Origin of the sequence: Pseudomonas bubulae, assembly GCF_037023725.1 — a bacterium.
GTDB lineage: Bacteria > Pseudomonadota > Gammaproteobacteria > Pseudomonadales > Pseudomonadaceae > Aquipseudomonas > Aquipseudomonas bubulae.
In genome coordinates, this window is the sequence record NZ_CP146077.1 from 4,550,495 (window position 1) to 4,572,157 (window position 21,663).

A 21,663-nucleotide genomic window follows, 5' to 3' on the forward strand; every position below is an offset into this window, starting at 1 on the left:
CTGTAGCCGCTGCCGAAGGCTGCGATGGGCTGCGAGGCGGCCCCGCTTTCGGGCACAACGGCGAAGGCCCTGCGGGCTTTATCGCAGCCTGCGGCAGCGGCTACAGATGATTTGCCTACCCACACAATAAGAAACCGGAGAACCCCATGTCGTTAAGCGTGTTCGACCTGTTCAAGATTGGCATCGGCCCCTCCAGTTCCCATACCGTCGGCCCCATGCGTGCTGCTGCGCGTTTTGTCGAAGGTCTGCGCCGTGATGAGCTGTTGCAACAAACAGCCTGCGTAAAAGTTGAACTCTACGGTTCCCTCGGCGCCACCGGCAAAGGCCACGGCAGCGACAAAGCCGTGCTGCTGGGGCTGGAAGGTGAACATCCGGATACCGTCAACACCGAAACCGTGGCCGAACGACTGGCCGCGATTCGCAGCAGCGGGCGCCTGAACCTGCTGGGCGAACACCCCATCGAATTCATCGAAAAATCACACCTGGCGATGATTCGCAAACCCCTGCCCTATCACCCCAACGGCATGATTTTTCGGGCACTGGATGCCGCCGGCATTCAGATCCGCAGCCGCGAGTATTACTCGATCGGCGGTGGTTTTGTGGTGGACGAAGGCGCGGCAGGTGCCGACCGAATTGTCGAAGACAGTACTGTGCTGCAATACCCCTTCAAAACCGCCAAAGACCTGTTGCGCCAATGCGTAACCCATCACCTGTCGATCAGTGAAGTGATGATGGCCAATGAAGGCGCCTGGCGCCCGGAAGCCGAGACCCGCAGCGGCCTGTTGAAAATCTGGCAGGTCATGCAGGACTGCGTAAGTGCCGGCTGTCGCAATGAAGGGATTTTACCCGGCGGTTTGAAGGTCAAGCGCCGTGCCCCGGCCTTGCACCGTCAGCTCTGTGCCAACCCGGAAGCCGCGCTGCGCGATGCCTTGTCAGTACTGGACTGGGTGAACCTGTACGCCATGGCCGTCAATGAAGAAAACGCCAACGGCGGGCGCGTGGTCACAGCGCCTACCAACGGTGCGGCGGGAATTATCCCGGCCGTTTTGCATTACTACATGCGCTTTATCGGCGGCGCCAATGAAGACGGCGTGGTGCGTTTTCTGCTCACTGCCGCCGCCATCGGCATTCTGTACAAGGAAAACGCCTCGATTTCGGGGGCCGAAGTCGGCTGCCAGGGTGAAGTCGGCGTGGCCTGTTCAATGGCGGCCGGCGCGTTGTGTGAAGTGCTGGGCGGCAGCGTGCAGCAAGTCGAGAACGCCGCCGAGATCGGCATGGAGCACAACCTCGGCCTGACCTGCGATCCGATTGGCGGGCTGGTGCAAGTGCCGTGCATCGAACGTAACGCGATGGGCTCGGTCAAGGCCATCAACGCAGTGCGCATGGCCCTGCGAGGTGATGGTCAGCACTTTGTCTCGCTCGACAAGGTGATCCGCACCATGCGCCAGACCGGCGCCGACATGAAAAGCAAATACAAGGAGACCGCCCGCGGCGGTCTCGCCGTCAACATTATTGAGTGCTGATTTTCAAGGAGTCTCGAATGTCCACCGAACAACTGCTTAAAACCCCGCTGCATGCACTGCACCTTGAACTCGGCGCCCGCATGGTGCCGTTTGCGGGCTACGACATGCCCGTGCAGTACCCGCTAGGGGTGATGAAAGAGCACCAGCACACCCGTGAACAGGCCGGGTTATTCGATGTATCGCACATGGGCCAGATCCGTCTGACCGGTGCTGACGCGGCCAAAGCCCTGGAAGCACTGGTGCCGGTGGATATCATCGACCTGCCGGTGGGTATGCAGCGCTATGCCATGTTCACCAACGAACAGGGCGGCATCCTCGATGACCTGATGGTCGCCAACCTGGGCAATGACGAGCTGTTCCTGGTGGTCAACGCCGCCTGCAAGGATCAGGACCTGGCCCACCTGCGCAAGCATTTGAGCGCCCACTGCCAGATCCAGCCGCTGTTTGAAGAGCGCGCCCTGCTTGCCCTGCAAGGCCCGGCTGCAGTCAGCGTACTGCAACGCCTGGCACCGCAAGTGGCGAACATGACCTTTATGCAATTTGCCCCGGTGACCTTACTGGGCGCGGATTGCTACGTCAGCCGCTCGGGTTATACCGGCGAAGACGGTTTTGAGATTTCAGTGCCGGCCGAGCACGCCGAAGCACTGGCCCGCCGCCTGCTGGCCGAGCCAGAGGTTCAGGCCATCGGCCTGGGCGCACGGGATTCGCTGCGCCTGGAAGCGGGCCTGTGCCTGTACGGCCACGACATGAACGACACCACGACGCCTATCGAAGCCAGCCTGCTCTGGGCCATCTCCAAGGCCCGTCGCGCTGACGGCCCGCGGGCCGGTGGTTTCCCGGGTGCCGAGAGCATCTTTGCCCAGCAGCAAAACGGCGTAGCGCGTAAACGAGTGGGCTTGCTGCCCCAGGAACGTACCCCGGTGCGTGAAGGCGCACAAATCGTCGATGCCGACGGCACCGAGATCGGCACCGTATGCAGCGGCGGCTTTGGGCCAACGTTGGGCGCACCCTTGGCAATGGGTTATCTGGATATCGCATTCACGCCTGTGGACACTGAAGTCTGGGCCATCGTGCGGGGCAAGCGCGTGCCGATGAAAGTGTCGAAAATGCCGTTTGTAGCGCAACGTTATTACAGGGGTTAAACAGTAAGTTATACAGTTGCATGTTCACGGTGCGTACGTGTCATGCAACTGCTACATAACAGTGCAAACTTTCGATAGCGAAAACAGTCTTTATTACACGAAAATAATTGAACACCTCTATAACGATCCGCTCTTTGACTCTGCGTTTAGAGTATTAAAAACAGCGGCCCTGCGGCGTATTTAAAGGGGCTTGTTTTTTCAATTACAGTTTCGTAGAGTTTGCCCACTGTGTTTGCATGGGTCGCTGGAATCGTGACCTGGGCAGTAGCTCAATGCTTGCTACATCCCGTTCTGCGTCTCTTACTTTCCTGCAACCCAGCACCAGTACTCTTTCATGTGAAAGAGGCTGTCATTAATTGTTAGCGTCAAGGAATTAAGAAATGTCTCAACGTCAGAGCGGTACGGTCAAGTGGTTCAACGACGAGAAGGGGTTTGGTTTCATCACCCCTGAAAGCGGCCCGGACCTGTTTGTGCACTTCCGTGCCATCCAGGGCAACGGCTTCAAAAGCCTGAAGGAAGGCCAGAAAGTGACCTTCATCTCGGTACAGGGCCAAAAAGGCCTGCAGGCTGACGAAGTTCAAGCAGAAGCTTAAATCTCGTGCACAAAAGCCTCTGATGGTGACATCAGAGGCTTTTTTATGGCCGTTATTCCGTAAGATGGCTGTTTTCCTTCACGAGACCCTGCCATGTCGAAACAACCGCTTAGCCCTCAAGGCGACTTTCCCGCCGTTGGCCTGGGGCGCCGCCTGTCAGCCATGTTCTACGACTTTCTGCTGTGTACCGCCCTGCTGATCGTCACGACCTTTATCTACAAGCTGATCATGATGGGCTTTATTGGCGAAGCCAAAATGCGCGAACTGTCAGAAGCAGGCGCCCTGGATGGTGACCCGCTGCTGTCGACCCTCCTGTTTTTCGTCCTGTTCGGTTTCTTTGCCAAGTTCTGGACCCACTCCGGGCAAACCCTGGGCATGCAGGTCTGGGGAGTTCGCGTACAGAACGCCGACGGCACGGCAATCAGCCTGTGGCAGGCCCTTCTGCGTTTTATCGTGTCCATAGGCTCGTGGTTGTGCCTGGGGCTGGGGTTTGTCTGGTCGATCTTCGACAAGCAAAAACGCACCTGGCATGACATGTATTCCAATACGCAGTTGGTACGCGTCCCCAAGCAGAAGAAATAAAAAAAAGCCCGTATCTCGCGATACGGGCTTTTTTATTGCCCTTGTGGGAGCGGGCTTGCTCTCGATGAAGGCAACGCGGTTTCGCCGTTGAACCGCGCCGATGCTATCGCAAGCAAGCCCGCTCCCTCACGGCTGTGCGGCTTACTCCGCCAGCTTGAACGTGATAAAGCTGGCACGCCCCTGACGCAGAACCCGCATCGACACCGAACGGTTCTTCGGCAATGCCTTGGCGATCTCGGTGAACTCCTTGCCATTGGTGATGGCCTGATTGTTCAAGTGCGTAATCACGTCGCCAGGCTGCAGGCCGATCAAGGCCGCAGGACCGTCCTGAACGTCAGTAATGATCACACCGCCCTTGATGTCGTTGGCTTTCTTCTGCTCTTCACTCAAGTCCGCTACGGACACGCCCAGGCGGTTGCTGCTTTGTTCAGCGCCGCCACCCGAAGCGATGTCTTTTGCATCATCAGGGATAGCGCCCACAGTCAGCTCCAGATTCTGACGCTTGCCGTTACGAATAACTTCAAGGTTGGCCTTGCTGCCGGCCTTGAGTGCGCCAACCAGGTGCGGCAAATCTGCCGACATGACGATCGGCTGACCATTCATGCTCAGAATCACGTCGCCCACTTGCAGACCGCCTTTGGCAGCCGGGCCGTCATCCAGTACCTGCGCCACCAGTGCACCGGCAGGTTTTTCCAGACCGAAAGACTCGGCCAGGTCCTTGTTGACCTCCTGGATCACCACACCCAACCAGCCACGGCTGACCTTGCCGCCAGCCTTGAGCTGATTGGCAACGTCCATCGCCACATCGATCGGGATTGCAAAGGACACGCCCATGAAACCGCCCGAACGGGTATAGATTTGCGAGTTGATGCCCACGACTTCGCCCGCCAGGTTGAACAGCGGACCACCCGAGTTGCCCGGGTTGATCGGCACGTCAGTCTGGATAAATGGCACATAGCTTTCATTCGGCAGGCTGCGGCCCATGGCGCTGATGATGCCCTGGGTCACGGTGTGGTCGAAACCAAATGGCGAACCGATCGCAACCACCCACTGGCCGGCCTTGAGGTCCTGGGACTTGCCCAGTTTGAGCACCGGCAGGTTCTTGCCATCGATTTTCAGCAAGGCCACGTCAGAGCGCGGGTCAGTGCCCACCAGCTTGGCTTTCATTTCACTGCGATCGGACAGCCGCACAATGATTTCATCGGCATCTGCAACCACGTGGTTGTTGGTCAGGATGTAGCCATCGGGCGAGATGATAAAGCCCGAGCCCAGGGACTGGGCCTCGCGCTGACGCCCGCCTTTGCCACCGGGTGCAGGTGGCAGGCTGCGCTCAAAAAAGTCGCGCAGGCCAGGCGGCAGGCCTTCCAGGTCGGGCATTTGGCCCATGCTGGAAACCCGACGCTCAGGCAGCTTTTGCGTGGTACTGATATTCACTACGGCTGGCGAAGCCTGTTCAACCAGTTGGGTGAAATCAGGCAACTGCGCTTCAGCCATCACCGGCACTGCCTGCCCGAGCATCAGCACGGCTGCAAAAATGGGTAGATAAGATTTCAATCGCGGCATCGACATACAGCTCCCGTTAATAACAGCAGAGTTAAGCGACAGGCACCTAAAAACAAGTCAAAAGCATAGACCGTTTTTCAGACCCCGGAAAACAAACAAGGCCAAAGCCCTTTGGGGCTCTGACCTTTATAAAAAGAGATAAAAATGGCAAATCGAAAATTGTCACCCGCCATGTCGATGCAACCCTATGGTTTGGCCTGAGCATCGTTTTCACCGACACGCATCGACAGGGCAATTCGTTCAGCAGTGCCCATGGGAATTTCACCCACCACCGTGGCCATCATGTCTCCCTGAGGCGTGCTCAGGTGGCGCGTGACCGCAGCTGTGGGCCCGAGCTGGACGCGGGCATCTGGAACAGCAGCGCCCTTGACCGGCTCGATAAACACCGAAAAACGGGCAAGGCCATCGTCATACAGAAGGCTGGTGACTTCGGATTTGCTCCGCGGATCACGGCGCACCGTACTGCTGACCTGCTCAAAACCGGAGGGCAGCCAGTCAGAGTGCCAGGCCTGAACCGAATTGACCTGCCCGGCCCCTTTGTCGGCAGGGGCAACAGCACGGCACTGCCCCGCAGGCGTGAGCTGGCTGTCATCAGGAGGCGTGGTGGCAAAGGTCGTAAACTGGTAGCGCTCAAGCAACTGCCCCTTGTCATTGAGCAACAAGGACTTGAGAGGCAAACCGGTTTCACGGTCCAGATACAGCTCAAAACCGTAGCGATGCTGATCACGCGGAGCAAACGATATGACCACTACCGGGCGACCGGCGACCCTGGAGTTGCCCTCGATTGCCACGGCATACAGGTCATTGAACTTCTGGACATCGAATTGACGCGCCGCGACAGCCGTGACATCGCCCAACCCGGAGGCCTGTTTGCCAGTGACACATTCAGTGCGCCCATCCGAGCGGATCACCTCTTGCGCAGTGCCATCAAGCTGCATCAACCGCTCACGAACCTTGCCATCCTGCACGCGGTGCCAGATGCTGTGGGTAGAAAAACTACCGTTACGCTCGTAAACGAAAGTACCCTGATAGCTATGCTGTTGCTCGGCCTGCCCAAGACGTTTTAACCAGTCCTGGGCTTCATCGGCGTGGGCCGGTACTGCAAACCAGCCACTGAGCAGAAGAGGTAGCAAAGGTAGGACGCGCATGATGGTCCTTAACGGTTTTCGAGGCTCGCAGCACGAGCATAAGGCAGAGGGCTTTCAGCCCCTTTCAGCGCTGCTTGCTCTGCGTGCTGGCGCAGGTAGCCAGGCAAACGCTGATCTTGCCAGCCCGGCTGACCTTGCAGGACACCGTTGGCCATCGGGCCGGTGGCCTGATCGGCACTCTCGCTGTAGTTGGCCAGTACTGCCGGACCTTTGGCCATCGGTGCACTCAGGCTCTGCGCAGGGTTCTGCTGGGCGAGCTGGTTGCCAACGATGTCATCCTGGTTGTACAGCCGCACACCCGCCAGAACAGCGACGGTAACCGACGCGGCTACGGCCAGGCGACCAATGCTGCGCCACGGCCCGCGGACAACCTTGGCCGGGGTTTGCTCTTCAGCCAGCGCGGCCGAAACGGCAGATGCGATGTCCAGGCGCGGAATCAACAGGTCCTTGTGCATCACAGCACGGGCCACCTGATAACGGGACCAGGTGTCACGGGTTTGTGTGTCGTCGAAGGCATTCAATACCCGACGTAGTTCCAGTTCGTCCGCTTCGTTATCCATCACTGCGGACAGCGATTCCTGCAGGGCTTCACGACTCATGGCGGTTCCTCTCTTGGCTGTCGCCGCTGTCTCAGTTTTCCTGCAACAACGGCTGCAGGGCTTTATCTATGGCTTCCCGGGCGCGGAAAATCCGGGAGCGCACGGTACCCACCGGGCATTGCATGACGCTCGCAATGTCCTCGTAACTCAGACCATCAAATTCACGTAAAGTTAAAGCCGTACGCAAATCTTCTGGCAGTAGCTGAATAGTGCGATGAACGGTGCCTTCGATCTCGTCTCGGAGCAAAGCGCGCTCCGGCGACTCGAGGTCCTTGAGACCGTGATCACCATCATAAAACTCGGCATCTTCCGAACTCACATCGCTGTCAGGCGGACGTCGACCGCGTGACACCAGATAGTTTTTCGCCGTGTTAATGGCGATGCGATACAGCCATGTGTAAAAGGCACTGTCGCCGCGAAAATTACCAAGTGCCCGGTACGCCTTGATAAAGGCCTCCTGGGCAACGTCCTGGGCTTCATGGGTGTCGTGCACGAAACGCACGATCAACCCGAGAATTTTGTGTTGATACTTCAACACCAGCAGATCGAACGCGCGCTTGTCGCCACGCTGTACGCGCTCGACCAGCTGCTGATCCTCTTCCTGGGCTAGCATGAATACTCCTCATAAGACCGGGAGGAAGATTGCTGTGCTAATTGATCAGGCTTGCAAACATAGACTCGGGCTTTTCGCAAAAGTTCTCTCCCCCCTGGCAAGTTTCCTGCGTGCCCGGATTTGGCACACACGAAAACGCAGCTCGGGCCTGGCCGGCTGCGTCAATAATCTTGTCGTCAAATTCAGCTGTCGAGTCGAAAAAACAAACCCCGCATCAATCTGGACGCCGTTCCCCTGCATCAAGGGCAGCCCACTATGGAACCCCTGGCTATACGAAAAGTTCAAAAACTTCGTATAAAACAAGCCCTGCAGTACCTTGGAAGCGTATCAGAACCCGCGCCATTCCAGAGCACTGCCCCAGCATGCAGATTAATTGTGCAAATCAACATGCAGACCCTTCGTGTCTGAGGCACACTTTGCGCCCGCTGTAATTTCACAATGCCATAAAGGCCCGGCCATTGTGCCGATCCCCCCCTCTATATACTAGAGATACCAGAGGGCGTTTTTTTGCGGATGTGAGAAGAATGAGCCAACATTTTCAACATGATGTGCTGGTGATTGGCAGCGGCGCTGCCGGCTTGAGCCTTGCGCTCACGTTACCCAGCCATATGCGTATTGCAGTGCTGAGCAAAGGCGATCTGGCCAATGGTTCGACGTTCTGGGCCCAGGGCGGTGTCGCCGCTGTCCTGGATGACACCGACACGGTGCAGTCCCACGTCGAAGACACCCTCAATGCCGGTGGCGGGCTGTGCCACGAAGACGCGGTACGCTTTACCGTCGAGCACAGCCGCGAAGCCATCCAGTGGCTGATCGATCAGGGCGTACCCTTCACCCGCGATGACAGCATCGACCCGGAGCAACAGGGCTTTGAGTTCCACCTCACCCGAGAAGGCGGGCACAGCCACCGGCGCATCATCCATGCGGCCGACGCCACCGGCGCGGCGATTTTCAAGACATTGCTCGAACAGGCCCGCCAGCGCCCCAATATCGAACTGCTCGAACAGCGCGTTGCCGTCGATCTGATTACCGAACGCCGCCTGGGCCTGGAAGGTGATCGCTGCCTCGGTGCCTATGTGCTGGATCGTGCCACGGGTGAAGTCGACACCTTTGGCTCGCGCTTCACCATTCTGGCAACCGGTGGCGCAGCCAAGGTGTACCTCTATACCAGCAACCCGGACGGTGCCTGCGGTGATGGCATTGCCATGGCCTGGCGCTCGGGTTGCCGGGTGGCCAACCTGGAGTTCAACCAGTTCCACCCCACCTGCCTTTATCACCCGCAAGCCAAGAGCTTTTTAATCACTGAAGCCCTGCGGGGCGAAGGCGCGCACCTCAAGCTGCCCAACGGCGAGCGTTTCATGCATCGCTTCGACCCGCGGGGCGAACTGGCCCCGCGGGATATCGTCGCCCGGGCCATCGACCATGAAATGAAGCGTCTGGGCATCGATTGTGTGTACCTGGATATCAGCCATGAGCCCGATAGCTTTATCAAGGCCCACTTCCCGACTGTATATGAGCGCTGCCTGGCATTTGGTATCGACATCACTCAACAGGCCATCCCGGTAGTACCTGCGGCGCATTACACCTGCGGCGGCGTGATGGTCGACGAACATGGCCACACCGATGTGCCGGGCCTGTACGCCATCGGCGAAACCAGCTTCACCGGCCTGCATGGTGCCAACCGCATGGCCAGCAACTCGCTGCTCGAGTGCTTTGTGTACGCCAAGTCGGCAGCGGCAGACATCCTTGCCCAGTCGCCCGAAATCGCCGCCCCCGTCGCACTGCCGAGTTGGGATGCCAGCCAGGTGACCGACTCCGATGAAGACGTAATCATCGCCCACAACTGGGATGAGCTACGGCGCTTTATGTGGGACTACGTGGGCATCGTGCGCACCAACAAGCGCCTGCAGCGGGCCCAGCACCGGGTGCGCCTGCTGCTGGATGAAATTGACGAGTTCTACAGCAACTACAAGGTCAGCCGTGACCTGATCGAGTTGCGCAACCTGGCGCAGGTGGCCGAGTTGATGATCCGCAGTGCCATGACCCGCAAGGAGTCGCGCGGCCTGCACTACACCCTCGACTACCCGCACATGCTGCCCGAAGCGCTGGACACTATTCTGGTGCCAGCCACCTACGCCGACTGAACTTCAGTCGCACGCGCAGGCGCCGGTGCTGATCCGGTGCCAGCGCGGCGGCCGGAATGCACACCGCACGCACCCGCCGCTCACCCAGCAAGCGAAAGCGCACCACTACCACCAGGGGTAGCGCCAGGCTGTCACGGCGCAGTTGCACGGCCTGCCAGCCTTGGTCACGACTCCACAACTGCCAGCCATCAACATCATGACGCAACCGGGTAATGGCACTGCCATGGGTCAGGCGGATATGCCTTGGCAACACCCAGGCCCCGTGAGCCAGACACAGCAATGCGCCGAGCAGGTGTGCCCAGGCAGGGATTGAAAGAAGGCAAATAGATATCAGCGCCAGCGACTGGGCTGCAAGATACGCCGCCAGCAATTGCCCCGAGGCATGCCAGCGGCATTCAAAATAATTACTTGGGCTGGACACGGTCCAGAATCATCCGGACCATGCGCTGCAGCTCAGGGTCCTCGGACTCGCTGCGCTCCATAAACCAGCCAAACATGTCCTGGTCTTCGCACTCCAGCAGCTTGCGATAGCATTCGCGGTCTACGTCATTAAGGGTGGCGTACACCTCCTTGACGAAAGGCACCAGCAACACGTCAAGTTCAAGCATGCCGCGGCGGCTGTGCCAGTAGAGACGATTGAGTTCAACATCTTCGACCATGGAGCGCTCCTCAAATAGAACGCAAGTATACAGGCCGATCCGTCATAGAACAGTCGGCTTTGGTCGGCCCCGTCCATCCTTTGCGAACTACCCATTTGCAGGGCGCACCTCTATGATGTGTTCCAGACTTATTCAACTGCGATGACCCATGGCCGACTCTGCTTTTTTTTGCACCCTGAACCACGAAGGCATCCTTGCTGTGATCGGCAACGACGCCAGCAAGTTTCTGCAAGGGCAGCTGACCTGCAACCTCAACTATTTGAGTGAAACCCGCTCAAGCCTTGGCGCCCGCTGCACGCAAAAAGGCCGTATGCAGTCGAGCTTTCGCATCGTGCTGCAAGACAACGGCTGCCTGCTGGCAATGGCGCGCGAACTGGTTGAACCGCAGTTGGCGGACCTGAAAAAGTACGCGGTGTTCTCCAAGTCCAAACTGACCGATGACAGTGCCAACTGGGTACGCTTTGGCCTGGTAAATGCCGACTCGGTGCTGCAAAGCCTGGGCCTGGACCTGCCAGCTGAAACTGACAGCGTTGCCCGCGCCAGCGACCTGATCGCCATTCGCGCTTCTGAAGGCCGCGCGGAACTCTGGGCCCCTGTCGAACAGACTGAAAGCCTCGTTCAGCACCTCAAGGCACAGCTGCCCGAGGCCGACCTCAACCAATGGCTGCTGGGCCAGGTTCGCGCCGGTATTGGCCAGGTCATGGCCCAAACCCGTGAGTTGTTCATTCCGCAAATGATCAACCTGCAGGCCGTAGGCGGTGTCAGCTTCAAAAAAGGCTGCTACACCGGCCAGGAAATCGTTGCGCGCATGCAATACCTGGGCAAACTCAAACGCCACCTCTACCGCCTGTCCCTTGAGGCGGGGCATGCTGCGCCCGCCCCCGGCACGCCGCTGTTTACCCCGTCCCACGCCAGTTCCGTGGGCGAAGTGGTACTGGCCGCTAACGCCGAAAACGGTGTTGAGCTGCTAGCCGTGCTGACCAGCGATGCTGCGCAAGCCGGAGATATTCACTTGGGTGACCTGCAAGGCCCTGGCCTTTCACTGCTTGAGCTGCCGTATCAACTGGACCGCGATCGCGAAATCCAGCGTTGATTGCCACACATTGAAATGCAGTACCTAGAGAAATGAGCATGCTGGCGCACAGAGTCCAAATGGACTTGCTTAAGGCCATTGATAGAGATGACCTGGTTCTACCCACACTACCGGAAGTAGCGTTAAACATTCGCAAGGCCGCGGAAAACCCTGAAATCAGCGTCAGTAACTTGAGCAAGGTCATAGGTCGTGACACCGCGCTGTCAGCCCGACTGATCAAAGTGGTCAACAGCCCGATGTTGCGTGCCACCCGTGAGGTGACTGACCTGCACACGGCCATCACCCGCCTGGGTGTTAACTACAGCAGCAATCTGGCGATCGGGCTGGTGATGGAGCAGATTTTCCATGCCCGCTCCGAGGTGGTCGAGCAGAAAATGCGCGATGTATGGCGCCAGAGCCTGGAAGTGGCCGGCATCTGCTACACCCTGTGCCGCCGTCATACCTTGCTCAAGCCTGACCAGGCGGCACTGGGCGGCCTGGTGCACCAGATCGGCGTCTTGCCCATCCTGACCTACGCCGAAGAGCACAACGAACTGCTTTCCGATCCGGTTTCGCTTAACCACGTCATCGACAGCATTCACCCGCTGATTGGTGACAAGCTGCTGGCAGGCTGGGAGTTTCCGGAAATGCTGCTAAAGATTCCCGGGCAGTATCAGGATTTTTCCCGACAAACCAAAGCCATCGACTACATCGATCTGGTGCAAATCGCTACCGTGTTTATGGGGCAAGACATGGAAGCACTGGTCGCCCTGCCCGCGCTCAAGAAGTTGAAGGTGCAAGCTGATGACCTGAAGTTTCAGGAGCAACTGCACGAAGCGCGCTGGATGCTTATCTGAACCTCTGAATCTGTGGGAGCGGGCTTGCTCGCGATGCAGACGACGCGGTCTGTCAGTTACACCGAATCGATTCAATCGCGGGCAAGCCCGCTCCCACAGGGGATTTGACGCCGGGTCGACTGGCCAGGGTATTTATCCATCCATGTCACAGGGCTAGCGCCCATTGGCCGGCACAAAACTCACCCGCACTTTCAACCCGCCCTGCACGCCATCATGCAAACTGATATGGGCAAGGTGGGCGCGACAGATTTCACCCACAATCGCCAGCCCCAGCCCCGACCCGGCCACCTGCTGATTACGTCGATAGAAGCGTTCAAATACCCGTTCGCGATCTTCATGGGGAATGCCCGGACCATCATCTTCGACTTCCAGCACGGCAGGCGCTGTCACGCGCAAAATCACATTGCCACCCACCGGTGTGTGAGCCATGGCGTTGTCCACCAGATTGCTCAGCAGTTCATGCAGCAACGTAGGCTCACCGTATAGCCAGACCGGCTGGTCGGCCTCAAGCGCCAGGGCAAACCCGCGGGCATGGGCCAGTGGCGCCATGGCCATGCCCAGCTCACGGGCCAACTGACTCAGGTCGAGCAACTGCGCACCGCCTTCGGCAATAGCCCGGGCGCCGTTTTCGATGCGCGCCAGCGACAGCAACTGATTGGCCAAATGGGTCAACCGGTCCGTACCCTGGGCCGCTTGCTCAAGGGTATGGCGCAAGGTCTGCGGTTCCTTTGCACGCAAGCCCAATTCAAGCTGGGCCTTGAGGACTGCCAGAGGTGTGCGCAACTCATGGGCAGCGTCAGCAATAAACTGCGCCTGACGAGCGAACTGCCCACGCAAACGCTCGGTAAAATGATTGAGTGCCTGCACCAATGGCCGTAGTTCTCGCTGCACCGACACCAGCGGCAAGGGTCGCAGATCATCCATCTCGCGCTCCTCCACGGCGCTGCGCAAACGCTCCAGCGGGCGCAGTGCGGCGCTTACGGCAAACCACACCACCAGTAATGCCCCCAACCCCAGCATGCCCAGGCGCAGCAAGGTGTCCGCCATCAAGCTACGGGCCATGGCCACCCGTGCTTCGTCGGTCTCGGCCACACGAATTTCCGCCATGCCGTTCATGCTGGGTTCGCTCACAGCCTTGAGCAAACTCACAACGCGCACGTTCTGGCCGAGATAAGTGCCATCATAAAAACGCGCCAACGCCGGATAATCATCGGTCCGCGGCGTGCCAGCTGGCGGCGCGGGCAGATTTTCATAACCGGAAATCAGCTTCTGATGAATATCATTGACCTGGTAGTAGATTCGCCCGGCGCTGTCGTAGGCAAAGGTATCAAGGGCAACGTAGGGCACATCCGCACTCAGGCTGCCATCACGCTGCGAGAGCCCGGCGGCAATGGTTCGTGCCGATGCCAGCAGGGTTCGGTCATACGCCGTATCGGCGGCCTCGCGACCGTTGAAGTAAGCGCTCAAGCTGCTCGCCAGCATCAACACAACCAGCAACAGCGTAAGGTGCCACAACAGGCTCCAGCGCAAGCTGTCGAGCTTAAACATCGCGGCCTTCCAGCAAATACCCCAGGCCCCTGAACGTCACGATCGCCACTGCCTGGCCGTCGAGTTTTTTACGCAGTCGGTGAATGTAAATCTCGATGGCGTCCGGGCTTGCCTCCTCATCCAGACCAAACACCTGAGCGGCCAGTTGCTCCTTGCTCATGACCCTGCCAGGGCGCGCTATCAGCGCTTCCAGTACCGCCTGCTCGCGGGAGGTCAGCACCAGCAGCTCATCACCAAGGGTGAAGCGCCGGGTTCCGAGGTCGTACACCAGGGCGCCGCATTGCTGCAGCCGCTCACCACCCAGCACACTGCGCCGCAGCAGCGCCTTGACCCGGGCTTCCAGCTCCGTCAGCTCAAATGGCTTGGCCAGGTAATCATCGGCCCCCAGGTTAAGCCCGTGAACCCGGTCCTTGACGTCACTGCGCGCAGTCAACATCAACACCGGCAAGGTTTTGCCACGGCCTCGCAAACGCGCCAGCACTTCAAAACCATCCATGCGCGGCAAGCCTACATCCAGAATTGCCACGGCATACTCTTCACTGCTCAAGGCCAGGTCGGCGGCTACGCCATCATGCAATACATCCACGGTCAGGCCTGTGCCTTTCAGGGCTTGGGCAACACTCTCGGCCAGCTGTAGCTGATCCTCGACCAAAAGCACACGCATCGGTTTTACCTCGATTTTTTGTCCTGGCCGCAGCCTTTTGTGCGCGGAGTGTACAGACGGCAGGAGTGCTGTGAAGCGCAAAAACAGTGAATCTGTTTTGAAAGGTTAGCGAAAGGTTGGCCGGTTAGCATCGCGAGGCTGACAGTAATGCCTGTCGCCGTCATGCGCTGCATAACGGCCCGAAAAACGCCTCGAAGCGTTTTCGCCAATAAGAACAATAATGGAGCACCTGCATGCTGACTTATCAGCCAAAAGCCCGCCATCTCTATATTTTTCCCGTACTAGCCCCATGCGCCTCTGCGCCTGCGAGCCGCTTTGTGCTGCCTGCACACTGCCCTCATTACGGCCGAGGATCGGCTCTGCAGCGATGAATTTGCACAATCAAAAACTGCTCTATAAAAACAAAAATTCCTGAGGAGACACTATGAAACTGCCCCTGCGCACTCTGGCTATTGCGGCCGGCTGCATGCTCTTCACTGGCCAACTGCTGGCTGAACCCAAACGCCCCGAATGCATTGCCCCGGCGTCCCCTGGCGGTGGCTTTGACCTGACCTGCAAACTGGCGCAAAGCGCACTGGTCAACGAGAAGCTGCTGAGCAAACCCATGCGTGTGACCTACATGCCGGGTGGCGTGGGGGCTGTTGCCTACAACGCCGTGGTCGCCCAGCGCCCGGCCGATGCTGGCACCCTGGTAGCCTGGTCCAGTGGCTCATTGCTTAACCTGGCCCAGGGCAAGTTCGGCCGCTTCGATGAAAGCGCCGTACGCTGGCTGGCAGCGGTCGGCACCAGCTACGGGGCCATTGCGGTGAAGAAGGACTCGCCCTACAAAAATCTCGATGATCTGGTTCAGGCCCTGAAAAAAGACCCGAGCAAAGTGGTCATTGGCTCAGGCGGCACCGTGGGCAGCCAGGACTGGATGCAGACCGCCCTGATCGCCAAGGCCGCCGGGATCAACCCCCGTGACCTGCGTTATGTGGCCCTGGAGGGTGGCGGTGAAATCGCTACCGCGCTGCTGGGTGGCCATATTCAGGTAGGCAGTACAGATATTTCCGACTCCATGCCCCATATCCAGAGCGGTGATATGCGCCTGCTCGCCGTATTCGCCAACGAGCGCCTCGATGAGCCGGAGATGAAGGACATCCCGACGGCCAAGGAACAGGGCTACGACATTGTCTGGCCTGTCGTACGCGGCTTCTACCTGGGGCCAAAAGTCAGCGATGCAGAGTACGCCTGGTGGAAAGAGGCTTTTGACAAGCTGCTGGCCTCCGAAGATTTCGCCACATTGCGTGATCAGCGCGAACTGTTCCCCTTCGCCATGACCGGCCCGGAGCTGGACACCTATGTGAAAAAGCAGGTGGCTGACTACAAAGTCCTGGCCCAGGAATTCGGCCTGATCCAGTAACCGCCGCCGACCACTGGCTGTGCCCCTGCACCCAGGGGCACAGCCCAGGAGTAAACCATGCTTGCACAACGCGTATTTGCTTCGGCCCTGCTGCTTGTCTGCGCCGGTTTGGCGGCGATGGCCTGGCCTTATCAGGCAGCCTTTTCCTACGAACCCGTTGGTCCTCGCGCTTTCCCTTTGCTGATGCTGGCATTAATGGGACTGGGGCTGACCTACATGATCTTTCGCCCCTCCCCCGTGGTGCACAGCGAAGATGACCCCAAACTGGATCGTGAAACCCTGACCAAGATCGGCCTGTGTATCGTGCTGTTGCTGATCTTCGCCGGCACCTTCGAACCTCTCGGTTTTATCCTCAGCAGCATCCTGGTCGGCATCCCGCTGGCGCGTCTGTATGGCGGTCGCTGGCTGCCCAGCAGCGTGATCATCAGCTTGGTGAGCGTTGGCCTTTATTTACTCTTTGATAAAGCCATGGACGTTCCGCTGCCGCTTGGCCTGCTCGACGTTCTGGAGGACTGATATGGATACTTTCGGCTATTTGGGCCAGGGCTTCGGCGTCGCGCTCAGCCCGTACAATCTGGTCACAGCCCTGTGCGGCACCTTGATCGGCACCGTGGTCGGCCTGCTGCCGGGGCTTGGCCCAATCAACGGGGTCGCCCTGCTGATCCCCATCGCATTTGCCTTGGGCCTGCCACCGGAATCGGCGCTGATCCTGCTGGCGGCGGTGTATCTGGGCTGTGAATACGGCGGGCGTATCAGCTCGATCCTGCTGAACATCCCTGGCGAAGCTTCGACCGTGATGACCACCCTCGACGGCTACCCGATGGCGCGTAAAGGCCTGGCTGGCGTGGCGTTGTCGCTGTCGGCCTGGAGCTCATTTATTGGCGCCTTTATCGCCACCTGCGGCATGGTGCTGTTTGCTCCGCTACTGGCCAAGTGGGCGATAGCCTTCGGCCCGGCGGAGTATTTCGTGCTGATGGTGTTTGCCATTGTCTGCCTCGGCGGCATGGCCGGGGACCGTCCGCTCAAAACCTTTATCGCTGCGCTTATCGGCCTGTTTCTGGCCTGCGTGGGGATTGATGCCAACAGTGGCGTATACCGCTTCACCGGCGACAACATCCACCTGACTGACGGCATTCAATTTGTCGTGCTGGTACTGGGTTTGTTCTCCATCAGCGAAATCCTGTTGCTGCTGGAAAAAACCCATCGCGGCCAGGAAGCGGTTAAGGCCACCGGACGCATGATGTTCAATTTCAAGGAAGCGTCTGCGGTATTCGCGGTGAATATCCGTTGCGGGTTGCTCGGTTTTATCATGGGCGTTCTGCCGGGTGCAGGTGCCACACTGGCCAGCGCTGTGTCCTATATGACGGAAAAACGCCTGGCGGGTACTTCCGGAAAATTCGGCGAGGGTGACATGCGCGGTCTGGCGGCCCCCGAAACCGCAATCGGTGCTTCCGCTTGTGGGGCGCTGGTACCCATGCTGACCCTGGGCGTGCCGGGTTCGGGCACCACGGCAGTGATGATCGGCGCCCTCTCGCTGTACAACATCACCCCCGGCCCGCTGTTGTTTCAGCAGCAGCCGGATATCGTCTGGGGTCTGATCGCGTCATTGTTTATCGCCAACGTCATGCTGGTGATCCTCAACATCCCGATGATCCGTATCTTCACCCGGATTCTGTCGGTGCCTAACTGGGCGCTGGTGCCCGCAATCGCCATCATCACGGCCATTGGTGTATACGCCGTGCACGCGACCACCTTCGATCTGTTCCTGATGATCGGTATCGGCATCTTCGGCTATATCCTGCGCAAGCTCGACTTCCCGCTGTCTCCGGTACTGCTGGGGTTCATTCTGGGCGGGCTGATGGAGCAGAACCTGCGTCGCGCACTGTCGATATCCAACGGTGCGCTGGATATCCTGTGGGCGAGCCCGATCACCCTGGGTGTCTGGGTACTGACGACAATCATGTTGTTGCTGCCTGTCATACGTATCTGGCGCAAACGCAGCGCCCAACGTCGCGCTCTGGCCAATGCCTGATTCAGGACTCAAGCACTGGTGGGGCACGCCGCTGATCGGCCTGGCTGGCGGCTACCTCGCCAGCCAGATCGGCTGGCCGTTACCGTGGATGGTCGGCTCTCTGCTGGCGATCATCCTGGTGCGTTGCCTGACACCCTGGCAACTGGCCGAGATTCCCGGCGGGCGTAAATGCGGGCAGTGGATTGTGGGCATCGGTATCGGCCTGCATTTCACACCTGTGGTGATGGAGCAGGTGCTGGCGCATTTCTGGCTGATCCTGGCGGGCGCCCTGCTCACCAGTGTGTCGAGTGTGATCGGTGTATGGCTGATGCGCCGCAGCGGTGAGGATCGCGCCACTGCGTTCTTCTCCAGCATGCCCGGCGGTTCGGGGGAGATGGTCAACCTCGGCGCACGCAATGGCGCCGTATTGAGCCGCGTCGCTGCTGGGCAGAGCCTGCGCGTACTGACCGTTGTGCTGTGCGTTCCGGCAGCCTTCAAGTATTTGTTGGGCGAAGGCACACCCGCCATGCATCCTGCTGCCATTAACCCTTACTGGCTCGCGGTGCTGTTTCCGGCAGGTGCCTTGCTGGCCTGGATCTGGCAACGCCTGCGCCAGCCAAACCCGTGGCTGTTCGGGCCGCTGCTGGTCAGTGCCAGCGTGAGTATTTCATGGGATTTGCATATAGGCCTGCCAGACGGCAGCAGTCAGATGGGGCAGTGGCTGATTGGCAGCGGGCTGGGCTGTCATTTCAATCGGGCATTCTTTCGGCGGGCGCCGTCTTTTATCGGCAAAACCCTGCTGGGCACAGCCCTGACCATGTTGATAGCCAGCCTGTGTGCACTGGGCTTGAGCGCCCTCACCCAACTCGATCTACGCTCCATGACCCTGGGGATGATGCCGGGCGGCATTGCAGAAATGAGCCTCACCGCAGAAACATTGCAACTGTCAGTGCCCTTGGTTACCGCGTTGCAGGTGATGCGCCTGATCTTCGTGCTGTTTTTGGCTGAACCCCTGTTCCGCTATTGGGCTCGCCAGGATGAAGCCAACCCTTCCTGACAACAAGTGCTGGCACACCGGCTATTGCGCTGAGTGTGCCTTGTACCGCTGAGTCATGACTTAAACCGGTGGCAGTTTCCAGTCGATCGCAGCCAGGCCGTTTTGCTCAAGGAACTTGTTGGTTCGGCTGAAGTGGCCGTTGCCTATAAAGCCCCGATACGCCGATAGCGGCGATGGATGCACCGACGTCAGCACCAGGTGTTTGGTCGCATCGATCAGTTTTTGCTTGCTCTGGGCATGGGCGCCCCACAGCAGGAACACCAGCTTGGGTTGCTGCTCGCTGACCACCTGGATAATCCGGTCAGTAAAATGCTCCCAGCCCTTCTTGGCATGGGAGGCGGCATTGGCGCGCTCCACCGTCATCGTGGTATTGAGCAGCAAAACGCCCTGCTCTGCCCAATGTTGCAAGCAGCCGTGAGGGGCGATATCAATATTCAGGTCACGCTTGAGCTCTTTATAGATATTGACCAGCGACGGCGGTGTCGGGATACCGGGCTGTACTGAAAAACACAAACCATGGGCCTGACCGGGGCCGTGATAAGGGTCCTGACCAAGAATGACCACCTTGATCTTGTCCAGCGGCGTCAGGTTAAGGGCATTGAAAATAAGCGGACCCGGTGGGTAAATCTCTTTTCCGGCCGCATGTTCCTGGCGCAGGAACTCGCGCAGCTCGGCCATGTAAGGTTTATCGAACTCCTCACGTAATGCCTGTTTCCAGACAGGTTCAAGTTTTATACGGTCATCCGGGGTCATGGGTAAGTCCTGAGAAACAATGGGGCGGACACTAGAAAACCCCGTCCCTGTTGTCAACATCCCCATCCGTCGCGTCCGGCGCCATGCAAGCGGGTCAGGTGCTTGTGCCCGGGTCATTGCCGGTTCGACCGTGAACGCTGATCTTGCTGAACCTTTAATACTGAATGAGGGGTGCCTGAACCTCTTGCACAAGCACAGGGCTATTAATCCCTTGCTGATTCAGCTGTTCGCGCTGAATAAGCGGCGCCTGAACCTCTCGCACAAGCACAGGACTATTGATCCCTTGCTGATTCAGCTGTTCGCGCTGAATAAGCGGCGCCTGAACCTCTCGCACAAGCACAGGACTATTGACCCCTTGCTTATTCAGCTGTTCGCGCTGAATAAGCGGCGCCTGAACCTCTCGCACAAGCACAGGGCTATTGATCCTTTGCTGATTCAGCTTTTCGCGCCGAATAAGCGGCGCCTTAACTTTTTGCCTGACCACAGGGCTATTTACGCCCTGATTTAACAGTGGGGCGGAACGCACGTCGGCTCGCTGATGGTGCCTGGGATACACAGGATAATTTATACAGGCAGACAGGGATGCACTTATTAAAACAACAGCCATAACTCGAATATACATACAAACCTCTCAAACCAAAGACAGTGCTCCCGCCCCATCGAAAGATATAAAAAACCGCGCACACTTCATTCAATATCTAAGAAACCAACCAAACACTCTCGAATTTACACCCCACAGCCATGCAGAGTAGTCAGCCAGACTCCCTGCCTGGCCGCATCAGCTGGATAAGGCATTACCGGACACGCAAATCAATTCCGTACCGAAAACGAACACCCATTGGTGTCAGATGAGTTGCATTCATAAAAAGCCAGCCCAAACCCGCTGGTATACATCTTCCAGTTTCTAGCCTCCACCAGAGTCATAGCGTCACCGGAAGCATCCGGATTATTATAATGCAAGTTCAGAAGTGACCTGTCCGCCGCCCTGTACTCGCAGTACCCGATCCGCCCCGTAGACCCTGCCTCGTTATTGGCAGGATAAAAAACAGCGGCTTCGAATGTTTTCAACGGTGACGCTGTCGGGGCGCTTGCCACAGCGATCCATTCAGCTGCGGAAGCATTGGCTGGCGCCGTATAGATACCATTTCTGAGCGTCACGGTTTCAGCACGCGGACAACTTTCAACCACACTGGCTAAAGAAACCGAAGAATAAAACAACATCGCACACAACAAGTACACGTATTTCATATACGCCCCCAATCAAATACTGAAAATTGTTCACGACAAGCAACTTGTCGCCCCCCAATCCTAAACGGACATTATTATTTAACAACAGGTTATTATGTAGGGAATTTCCTGAGGATACGTGCGATCTTCTTTATCCTCAGCACCTAATCAAAAAGAGCCAACCTCCACACTGATTATAAATAACGATCGTTTTCCTACCCTTGTAAGGATTATTATCAAGCCATCAACAAATTCCATGGACATGCTGAAATGACCACCCCTGACCTGTGCCCAGCATGCGGCGCTCGAAACGACTGCTCCATGGCCAGCCCGGATATCGCGGCTCAATCCTGCTGGTGCCATACCGTCAATATTGATCCCAAGGTCATACAGGCATTACCACTTGAGCTACGTGACCTCGCCTGCCTGTGCCCACGTTGCGCGAACGTTGCAAGTCAATTGCCGCCTGCAAGGGCGCAGAGCCTCACGTAAGATACGCGCATGAATTC

The 21,663-nt window shown here is 58.2% G+C and carries 23 protein-coding genes; 13 read left to right on the forward strand and 10 right to left on the reverse strand.

From position 1 onward, the window contains the following. Positions 1–146: 146 nt before the first annotated feature. The 4 genes from V6L81_RS20910 (at position 147) to V6L81_RS20925 (ending at position 3,840) form a co-directional block, all read left to right on the forward strand. Complete coding sequence (locus V6L81_RS20910) at positions 147–1,523, forward strand: L-serine ammonia-lyase (RefSeq protein ID WP_338660306.1); 1,377 nt, start codon at positions 147–149, stop codon at positions 1,521–1,523. 17 nt (positions 1,524–1,540) lie between these two features. After that, positions 1,541–2,665: a glycine cleavage system aminomethyltransferase GcvT gene (gene gcvT / locus V6L81_RS20915; RefSeq protein WP_095001369.1), complete on the forward strand. Its 1,125-nt coding sequence runs from the start codon at positions 1,541–1,543 to the stop codon at positions 2,663–2,665. Positions 2,666–3,045: 380 nt separating this feature from the next. Further along, positions 3,046–3,258: a cold-shock protein gene (locus V6L81_RS20920; protein WP_016782052.1), complete on the forward strand. Its 213-nt coding sequence runs from the start codon at positions 3,046–3,048 to the stop codon at positions 3,256–3,258. A gap of 93 nt (positions 3,259–3,351) precedes the next feature. After that, the gene (locus V6L81_RS20925) at positions 3,352–3,840 is read left to right on the forward strand and encodes an RDD family protein (RefSeq protein WP_338660307.1); all 489 of its coding nucleotides are present in this window, start codon (positions 3,352–3,354) and stop codon (positions 3,838–3,840) included. Between the two features lie 141 nt (positions 3,841–3,981). Here the strand turns inward: V6L81_RS20925 and V6L81_RS20930 are convergent, their stop codons facing one another. From V6L81_RS20930 to rpoE, 4 genes are all read right to left on the reverse strand, one after another. Continuing rightward, complete coding sequence (locus V6L81_RS20930) at positions 3,982–5,403, reverse strand: DegQ family serine endoprotease (protein WP_370688609.1); 1,422 nt, start codon at positions 5,401–5,403, stop codon at positions 3,982–3,984. 185 nt (positions 5,404–5,588) lie between these two features. Further along, positions 5,589–6,551, reverse strand: a complete 963-nt coding sequence (locus V6L81_RS20935) for a MucB/RseB C-terminal domain-containing protein (protein ID WP_095020847.1) — start codon at positions 6,549–6,551, stop codon at positions 5,589–5,591. 8 nt (positions 6,552–6,559) lie between these two features. Beyond that, a complete protein-coding gene (locus V6L81_RS20940; RefSeq protein ID WP_095019735.1) occupies positions 6,560–7,150 on the reverse strand; it encodes a sigma-E factor negative regulatory protein in 591 nt (196 codons plus the stop codon). 31 nt (positions 7,151–7,181) lie between these two features. Beyond that, positions 7,182–7,763 carry an RNA polymerase sigma factor RpoE gene (gene rpoE, locus V6L81_RS20945; protein WP_016782046.1) on the reverse strand — a complete coding sequence of 194 codons (582 nt, stop codon included), beginning with the start codon at positions 7,761–7,763 and terminating at the stop codon, positions 7,182–7,184. Between the two features lie 524 nt (positions 7,764–8,287). Here rpoE and nadB point away from each other — a divergent pair. Then, a complete protein-coding gene (gene nadB / locus V6L81_RS20950) occupies positions 8,288–9,904 on the forward strand; it encodes an L-aspartate oxidase (protein WP_095024516.1) in 1,617 nt (538 codons plus the stop codon). Here the strand turns inward: nadB and V6L81_RS20955 are convergent. Beyond that, positions 9,873–10,325, reverse strand: a complete 453-nt coding sequence (locus tag V6L81_RS20955; protein WP_338660308.1) for a protein YgfX — start codon at positions 10,323–10,325, stop codon at positions 9,873–9,875. The genes nadB and V6L81_RS20955 overlap by 32 nt on opposite strands. Then, positions 10,309–10,563: a succinate dehydrogenase assembly factor 2 gene (locus tag V6L81_RS20960; RefSeq protein ID WP_048363403.1), complete on the reverse strand. Its 255-nt coding sequence runs from the start codon at positions 10,561–10,563 to the stop codon at positions 10,309–10,311. The genes V6L81_RS20955 and V6L81_RS20960 overlap by 17 nt, the downstream gene beginning before the upstream one ends. Before the next feature lie 148 nt (positions 10,564–10,711). Between V6L81_RS20960 and V6L81_RS20965 the strand changes: the two genes are divergently transcribed. Then, entirely contained in the window at positions 10,712–11,656 is a 945-nt protein-coding gene (locus tag V6L81_RS20965; RefSeq protein ID WP_095001355.1) for a folate-binding protein YgfZ, read from the forward strand. Positions 11,657–11,688: 32 nt separating this feature from the next. Beyond that, a complete protein-coding gene (locus V6L81_RS20970) occupies positions 11,689–12,492 on the forward strand; it encodes an HDOD domain-containing protein (protein ID WP_095001354.1) in 804 nt (267 codons plus the stop codon). 153 nt (positions 12,493–12,645) lie between these two features. Here V6L81_RS20970 and V6L81_RS20975 read toward each other — a convergent pair whose 3' ends face one another. Both V6L81_RS20975 and V6L81_RS20980 read right to left on the reverse strand, forming a co-directional pair. After that, positions 12,646–14,040: a sensor histidine kinase gene (locus V6L81_RS20975; protein WP_095001353.1), complete on the reverse strand. Its 1,395-nt coding sequence runs from the start codon at positions 14,038–14,040 to the stop codon at positions 12,646–12,648. Next, complete coding sequence (locus V6L81_RS20980) at positions 14,033–14,704, reverse strand: response regulator (RefSeq protein ID WP_095001352.1); 672 nt, start codon at positions 14,702–14,704, stop codon at positions 14,033–14,035. The genes V6L81_RS20975 and V6L81_RS20980 overlap by 8 nt, the downstream gene beginning before the upstream one ends. 424 nt (positions 14,705–15,128) lie before the next feature. On the opposite strand from V6L81_RS20980, the gene V6L81_RS20985 reads away from it, so the two are divergent. Genes V6L81_RS20985 through V6L81_RS21000 form a run of 4 tightly spaced genes read left to right on the forward strand, consistent with a single transcriptional unit; the run spans position 15,129 to position 19,174 of the window. Then, positions 15,129–16,106, forward strand: a complete 978-nt coding sequence (locus tag V6L81_RS20985; protein ID WP_095001351.1) for a tripartite tricarboxylate transporter substrate binding protein — start codon at positions 15,129–15,131, stop codon at positions 16,104–16,106. 57 nt (positions 16,107–16,163) lie between these two features. Further along, positions 16,164–16,622, forward strand: coding sequence for a tripartite tricarboxylate transporter TctB family protein (locus tag V6L81_RS20990; RefSeq protein WP_095019724.1), 459 nt, complete (start codon positions 16,164–16,166; stop codon positions 16,620–16,622). A 1-nt stretch (position 16,623) separates the two neighbouring features. Further along, positions 16,624–18,138 (forward strand): tripartite tricarboxylate transporter permease, encoded by a 1,515-nt coding sequence (locus tag V6L81_RS20995; RefSeq protein ID WP_095001349.1) that lies wholly within the window; start codon positions 16,624–16,626, stop codon positions 18,136–18,138. Next, a complete protein-coding gene (locus V6L81_RS21000; RefSeq protein WP_095031503.1) occupies positions 18,131–19,174 on the forward strand; it encodes an AbrB family transcriptional regulator in 1,044 nt (347 codons plus the stop codon). Before V6L81_RS20995 ends, V6L81_RS21000 begins: the two co-directional genes overlap by 8 nt. A 60-nt stretch (positions 19,175–19,234) precedes the next feature. On the opposite strand, the gene ung is transcribed toward V6L81_RS21000, so the two are convergent. Then, on the reverse strand, positions 19,235–19,927 hold the full coding sequence (ung, locus tag V6L81_RS21005; RefSeq protein ID WP_095001347.1) for a uracil-DNA glycosylase: 693 nt from the start codon (positions 19,925–19,927) through the stop codon (positions 19,235–19,237). A gap of 130 nt (positions 19,928–20,057) precedes the next feature. On the opposite strand from ung, the gene V6L81_RS21010 reads away from it, so the two are divergent. Next, entirely contained in the window at positions 20,058–20,435 is a 378-nt protein-coding gene (locus tag V6L81_RS21010; RefSeq protein WP_133144263.1) for a hypothetical protein, read from the forward strand. Positions 20,436–20,737: 302 nt separating this feature from the next. On the opposite strand, the gene V6L81_RS21015 is transcribed toward V6L81_RS21010, so the two are convergent. Next, the gene (locus V6L81_RS21015) at positions 20,738–21,175 is read right to left on the reverse strand and encodes a DUF3757 domain-containing protein (protein ID WP_095001345.1); all 438 of its coding nucleotides are present in this window, start codon (positions 21,173–21,175) and stop codon (positions 20,738–20,740) included. Between the two features lie 249 nt (positions 21,176–21,424). Between V6L81_RS21015 and V6L81_RS21020 the strand changes: the two genes are divergently transcribed. Next, entirely contained in the window at positions 21,425–21,646 is a 222-nt protein-coding gene (locus tag V6L81_RS21020) for a cysteine-rich CWC family protein (protein ID WP_095019719.1), read from the forward strand. The last annotated feature ends 17 nt before the right edge of the window (positions 21,647–21,663 follow it).

What these genes read in the sequence shown, in the direction of transcription:
- V6L81_RS20910 (WP_338660306.1), top strand. Translation starts at nt 147, where the DNA reads ATGTCGTTAAGCGTGTTCGACCTGTTCAAGATTGGCATCGGCCCCTCC.
- V6L81_RS20975 (WP_095001353.1), bottom strand. Translation starts at nt 14,040, where the DNA reads ATGTTTAAGCTCGACAGCTTGCGCTGGAGCCTGTTGTGGCACCTTACG.
- V6L81_RS20980 (WP_095001352.1), bottom strand. Translation starts at nt 14,704, where the DNA reads ATGCGTGTGCTTTTGGTCGAGGATCAGCTACAGCTGGCCGAGAGTGTT.
- V6L81_RS20940 (WP_095019735.1), bottom strand. Translation starts at nt 7,150, where the DNA reads ATGAGTCGTGAAGCCCTGCAGGAATCGCTGTCCGCAGTGATGGATAAC.
- V6L81_RS21015 (WP_095001345.1), bottom strand. Translation starts at nt 21,175, where the DNA reads ATGAAATACGTGTACTTGTTGTGTGCGATGTTGTTTTATTCTTCGGTT.
- V6L81_RS20985 (WP_095001351.1), top strand. Translation starts at nt 15,129, where the DNA reads ATGAAACTGCCCCTGCGCACTCTGGCTATTGCGGCCGGCTGCATGCTC.
- V6L81_RS20970 (WP_095001354.1), top strand. Translation starts at nt 11,689, where the DNA reads ATGAGCATGCTGGCGCACAGAGTCCAAATGGACTTGCTTAAGGCCATT.
- rpoE (WP_016782046.1), bottom strand. Translation starts at nt 7,763, where the DNA reads ATGCTAGCCCAGGAAGAGGATCAGCAGCTGGTCGAGCGCGTACAGCGT.
- ung (WP_095001347.1), bottom strand. Translation starts at nt 19,927, where the DNA reads ATGACCCCGGATGACCGTATAAAACTTGAACCTGTCTGGAAACAGGCA.
- V6L81_RS20995 (WP_095001349.1), top strand. Translation starts at nt 16,624, where the DNA reads ATGGATACTTTCGGCTATTTGGGCCAGGGCTTCGGCGTCGCGCTCAGC.
- V6L81_RS20925 (WP_338660307.1), top strand. Translation starts at nt 3,352, where the DNA reads ATGTCGAAACAACCGCTTAGCCCTCAAGGCGACTTTCCCGCCGTTGGC.
- V6L81_RS21020 (WP_095019719.1), top strand. Translation starts at nt 21,425, where the DNA reads ATGACCACCCCTGACCTGTGCCCAGCATGCGGCGCTCGAAACGACTGC.
- gcvT (WP_095001369.1), top strand. Translation starts at nt 1,541, where the DNA reads ATGTCCACCGAACAACTGCTTAAAACCCCGCTGCATGCACTGCACCTT.
- V6L81_RS20960 (WP_048363403.1), bottom strand. Translation starts at nt 10,563, where the DNA reads ATGGTCGAAGATGTTGAACTCAATCGTCTCTACTGGCACAGCCGCCGC.
- V6L81_RS20990 (WP_095019724.1), top strand. Translation starts at nt 16,164, where the DNA reads ATGCTTGCACAACGCGTATTTGCTTCGGCCCTGCTGCTTGTCTGCGCC.
- V6L81_RS20935 (WP_095020847.1), bottom strand. Translation starts at nt 6,551, where the DNA reads ATGCGCGTCCTACCTTTGCTACCTCTTCTGCTCAGTGGCTGGTTTGCA.
- nadB (WP_095024516.1), top strand. Translation starts at nt 8,288, where the DNA reads ATGAGCCAACATTTTCAACATGATGTGCTGGTGATTGGCAGCGGCGCT.
- V6L81_RS21000 (WP_095031503.1), top strand. Translation starts at nt 18,131, where the DNA reads ATGCCTGATTCAGGACTCAAGCACTGGTGGGGCACGCCGCTGATCGGC.
- V6L81_RS20930 (WP_370688609.1), bottom strand. Translation starts at nt 5,403, where the DNA reads ATGCCGCGATTGAAATCTTATCTACCCATTTTTGCAGCCGTGCTGATG.
- V6L81_RS20920 (WP_016782052.1), top strand. Translation starts at nt 3,046, where the DNA reads ATGTCTCAACGTCAGAGCGGTACGGTCAAGTGGTTCAACGACGAGAAG.
- V6L81_RS20965 (WP_095001355.1), top strand. Translation starts at nt 10,712, where the DNA reads ATGGCCGACTCTGCTTTTTTTTGCACCCTGAACCACGAAGGCATCCTT.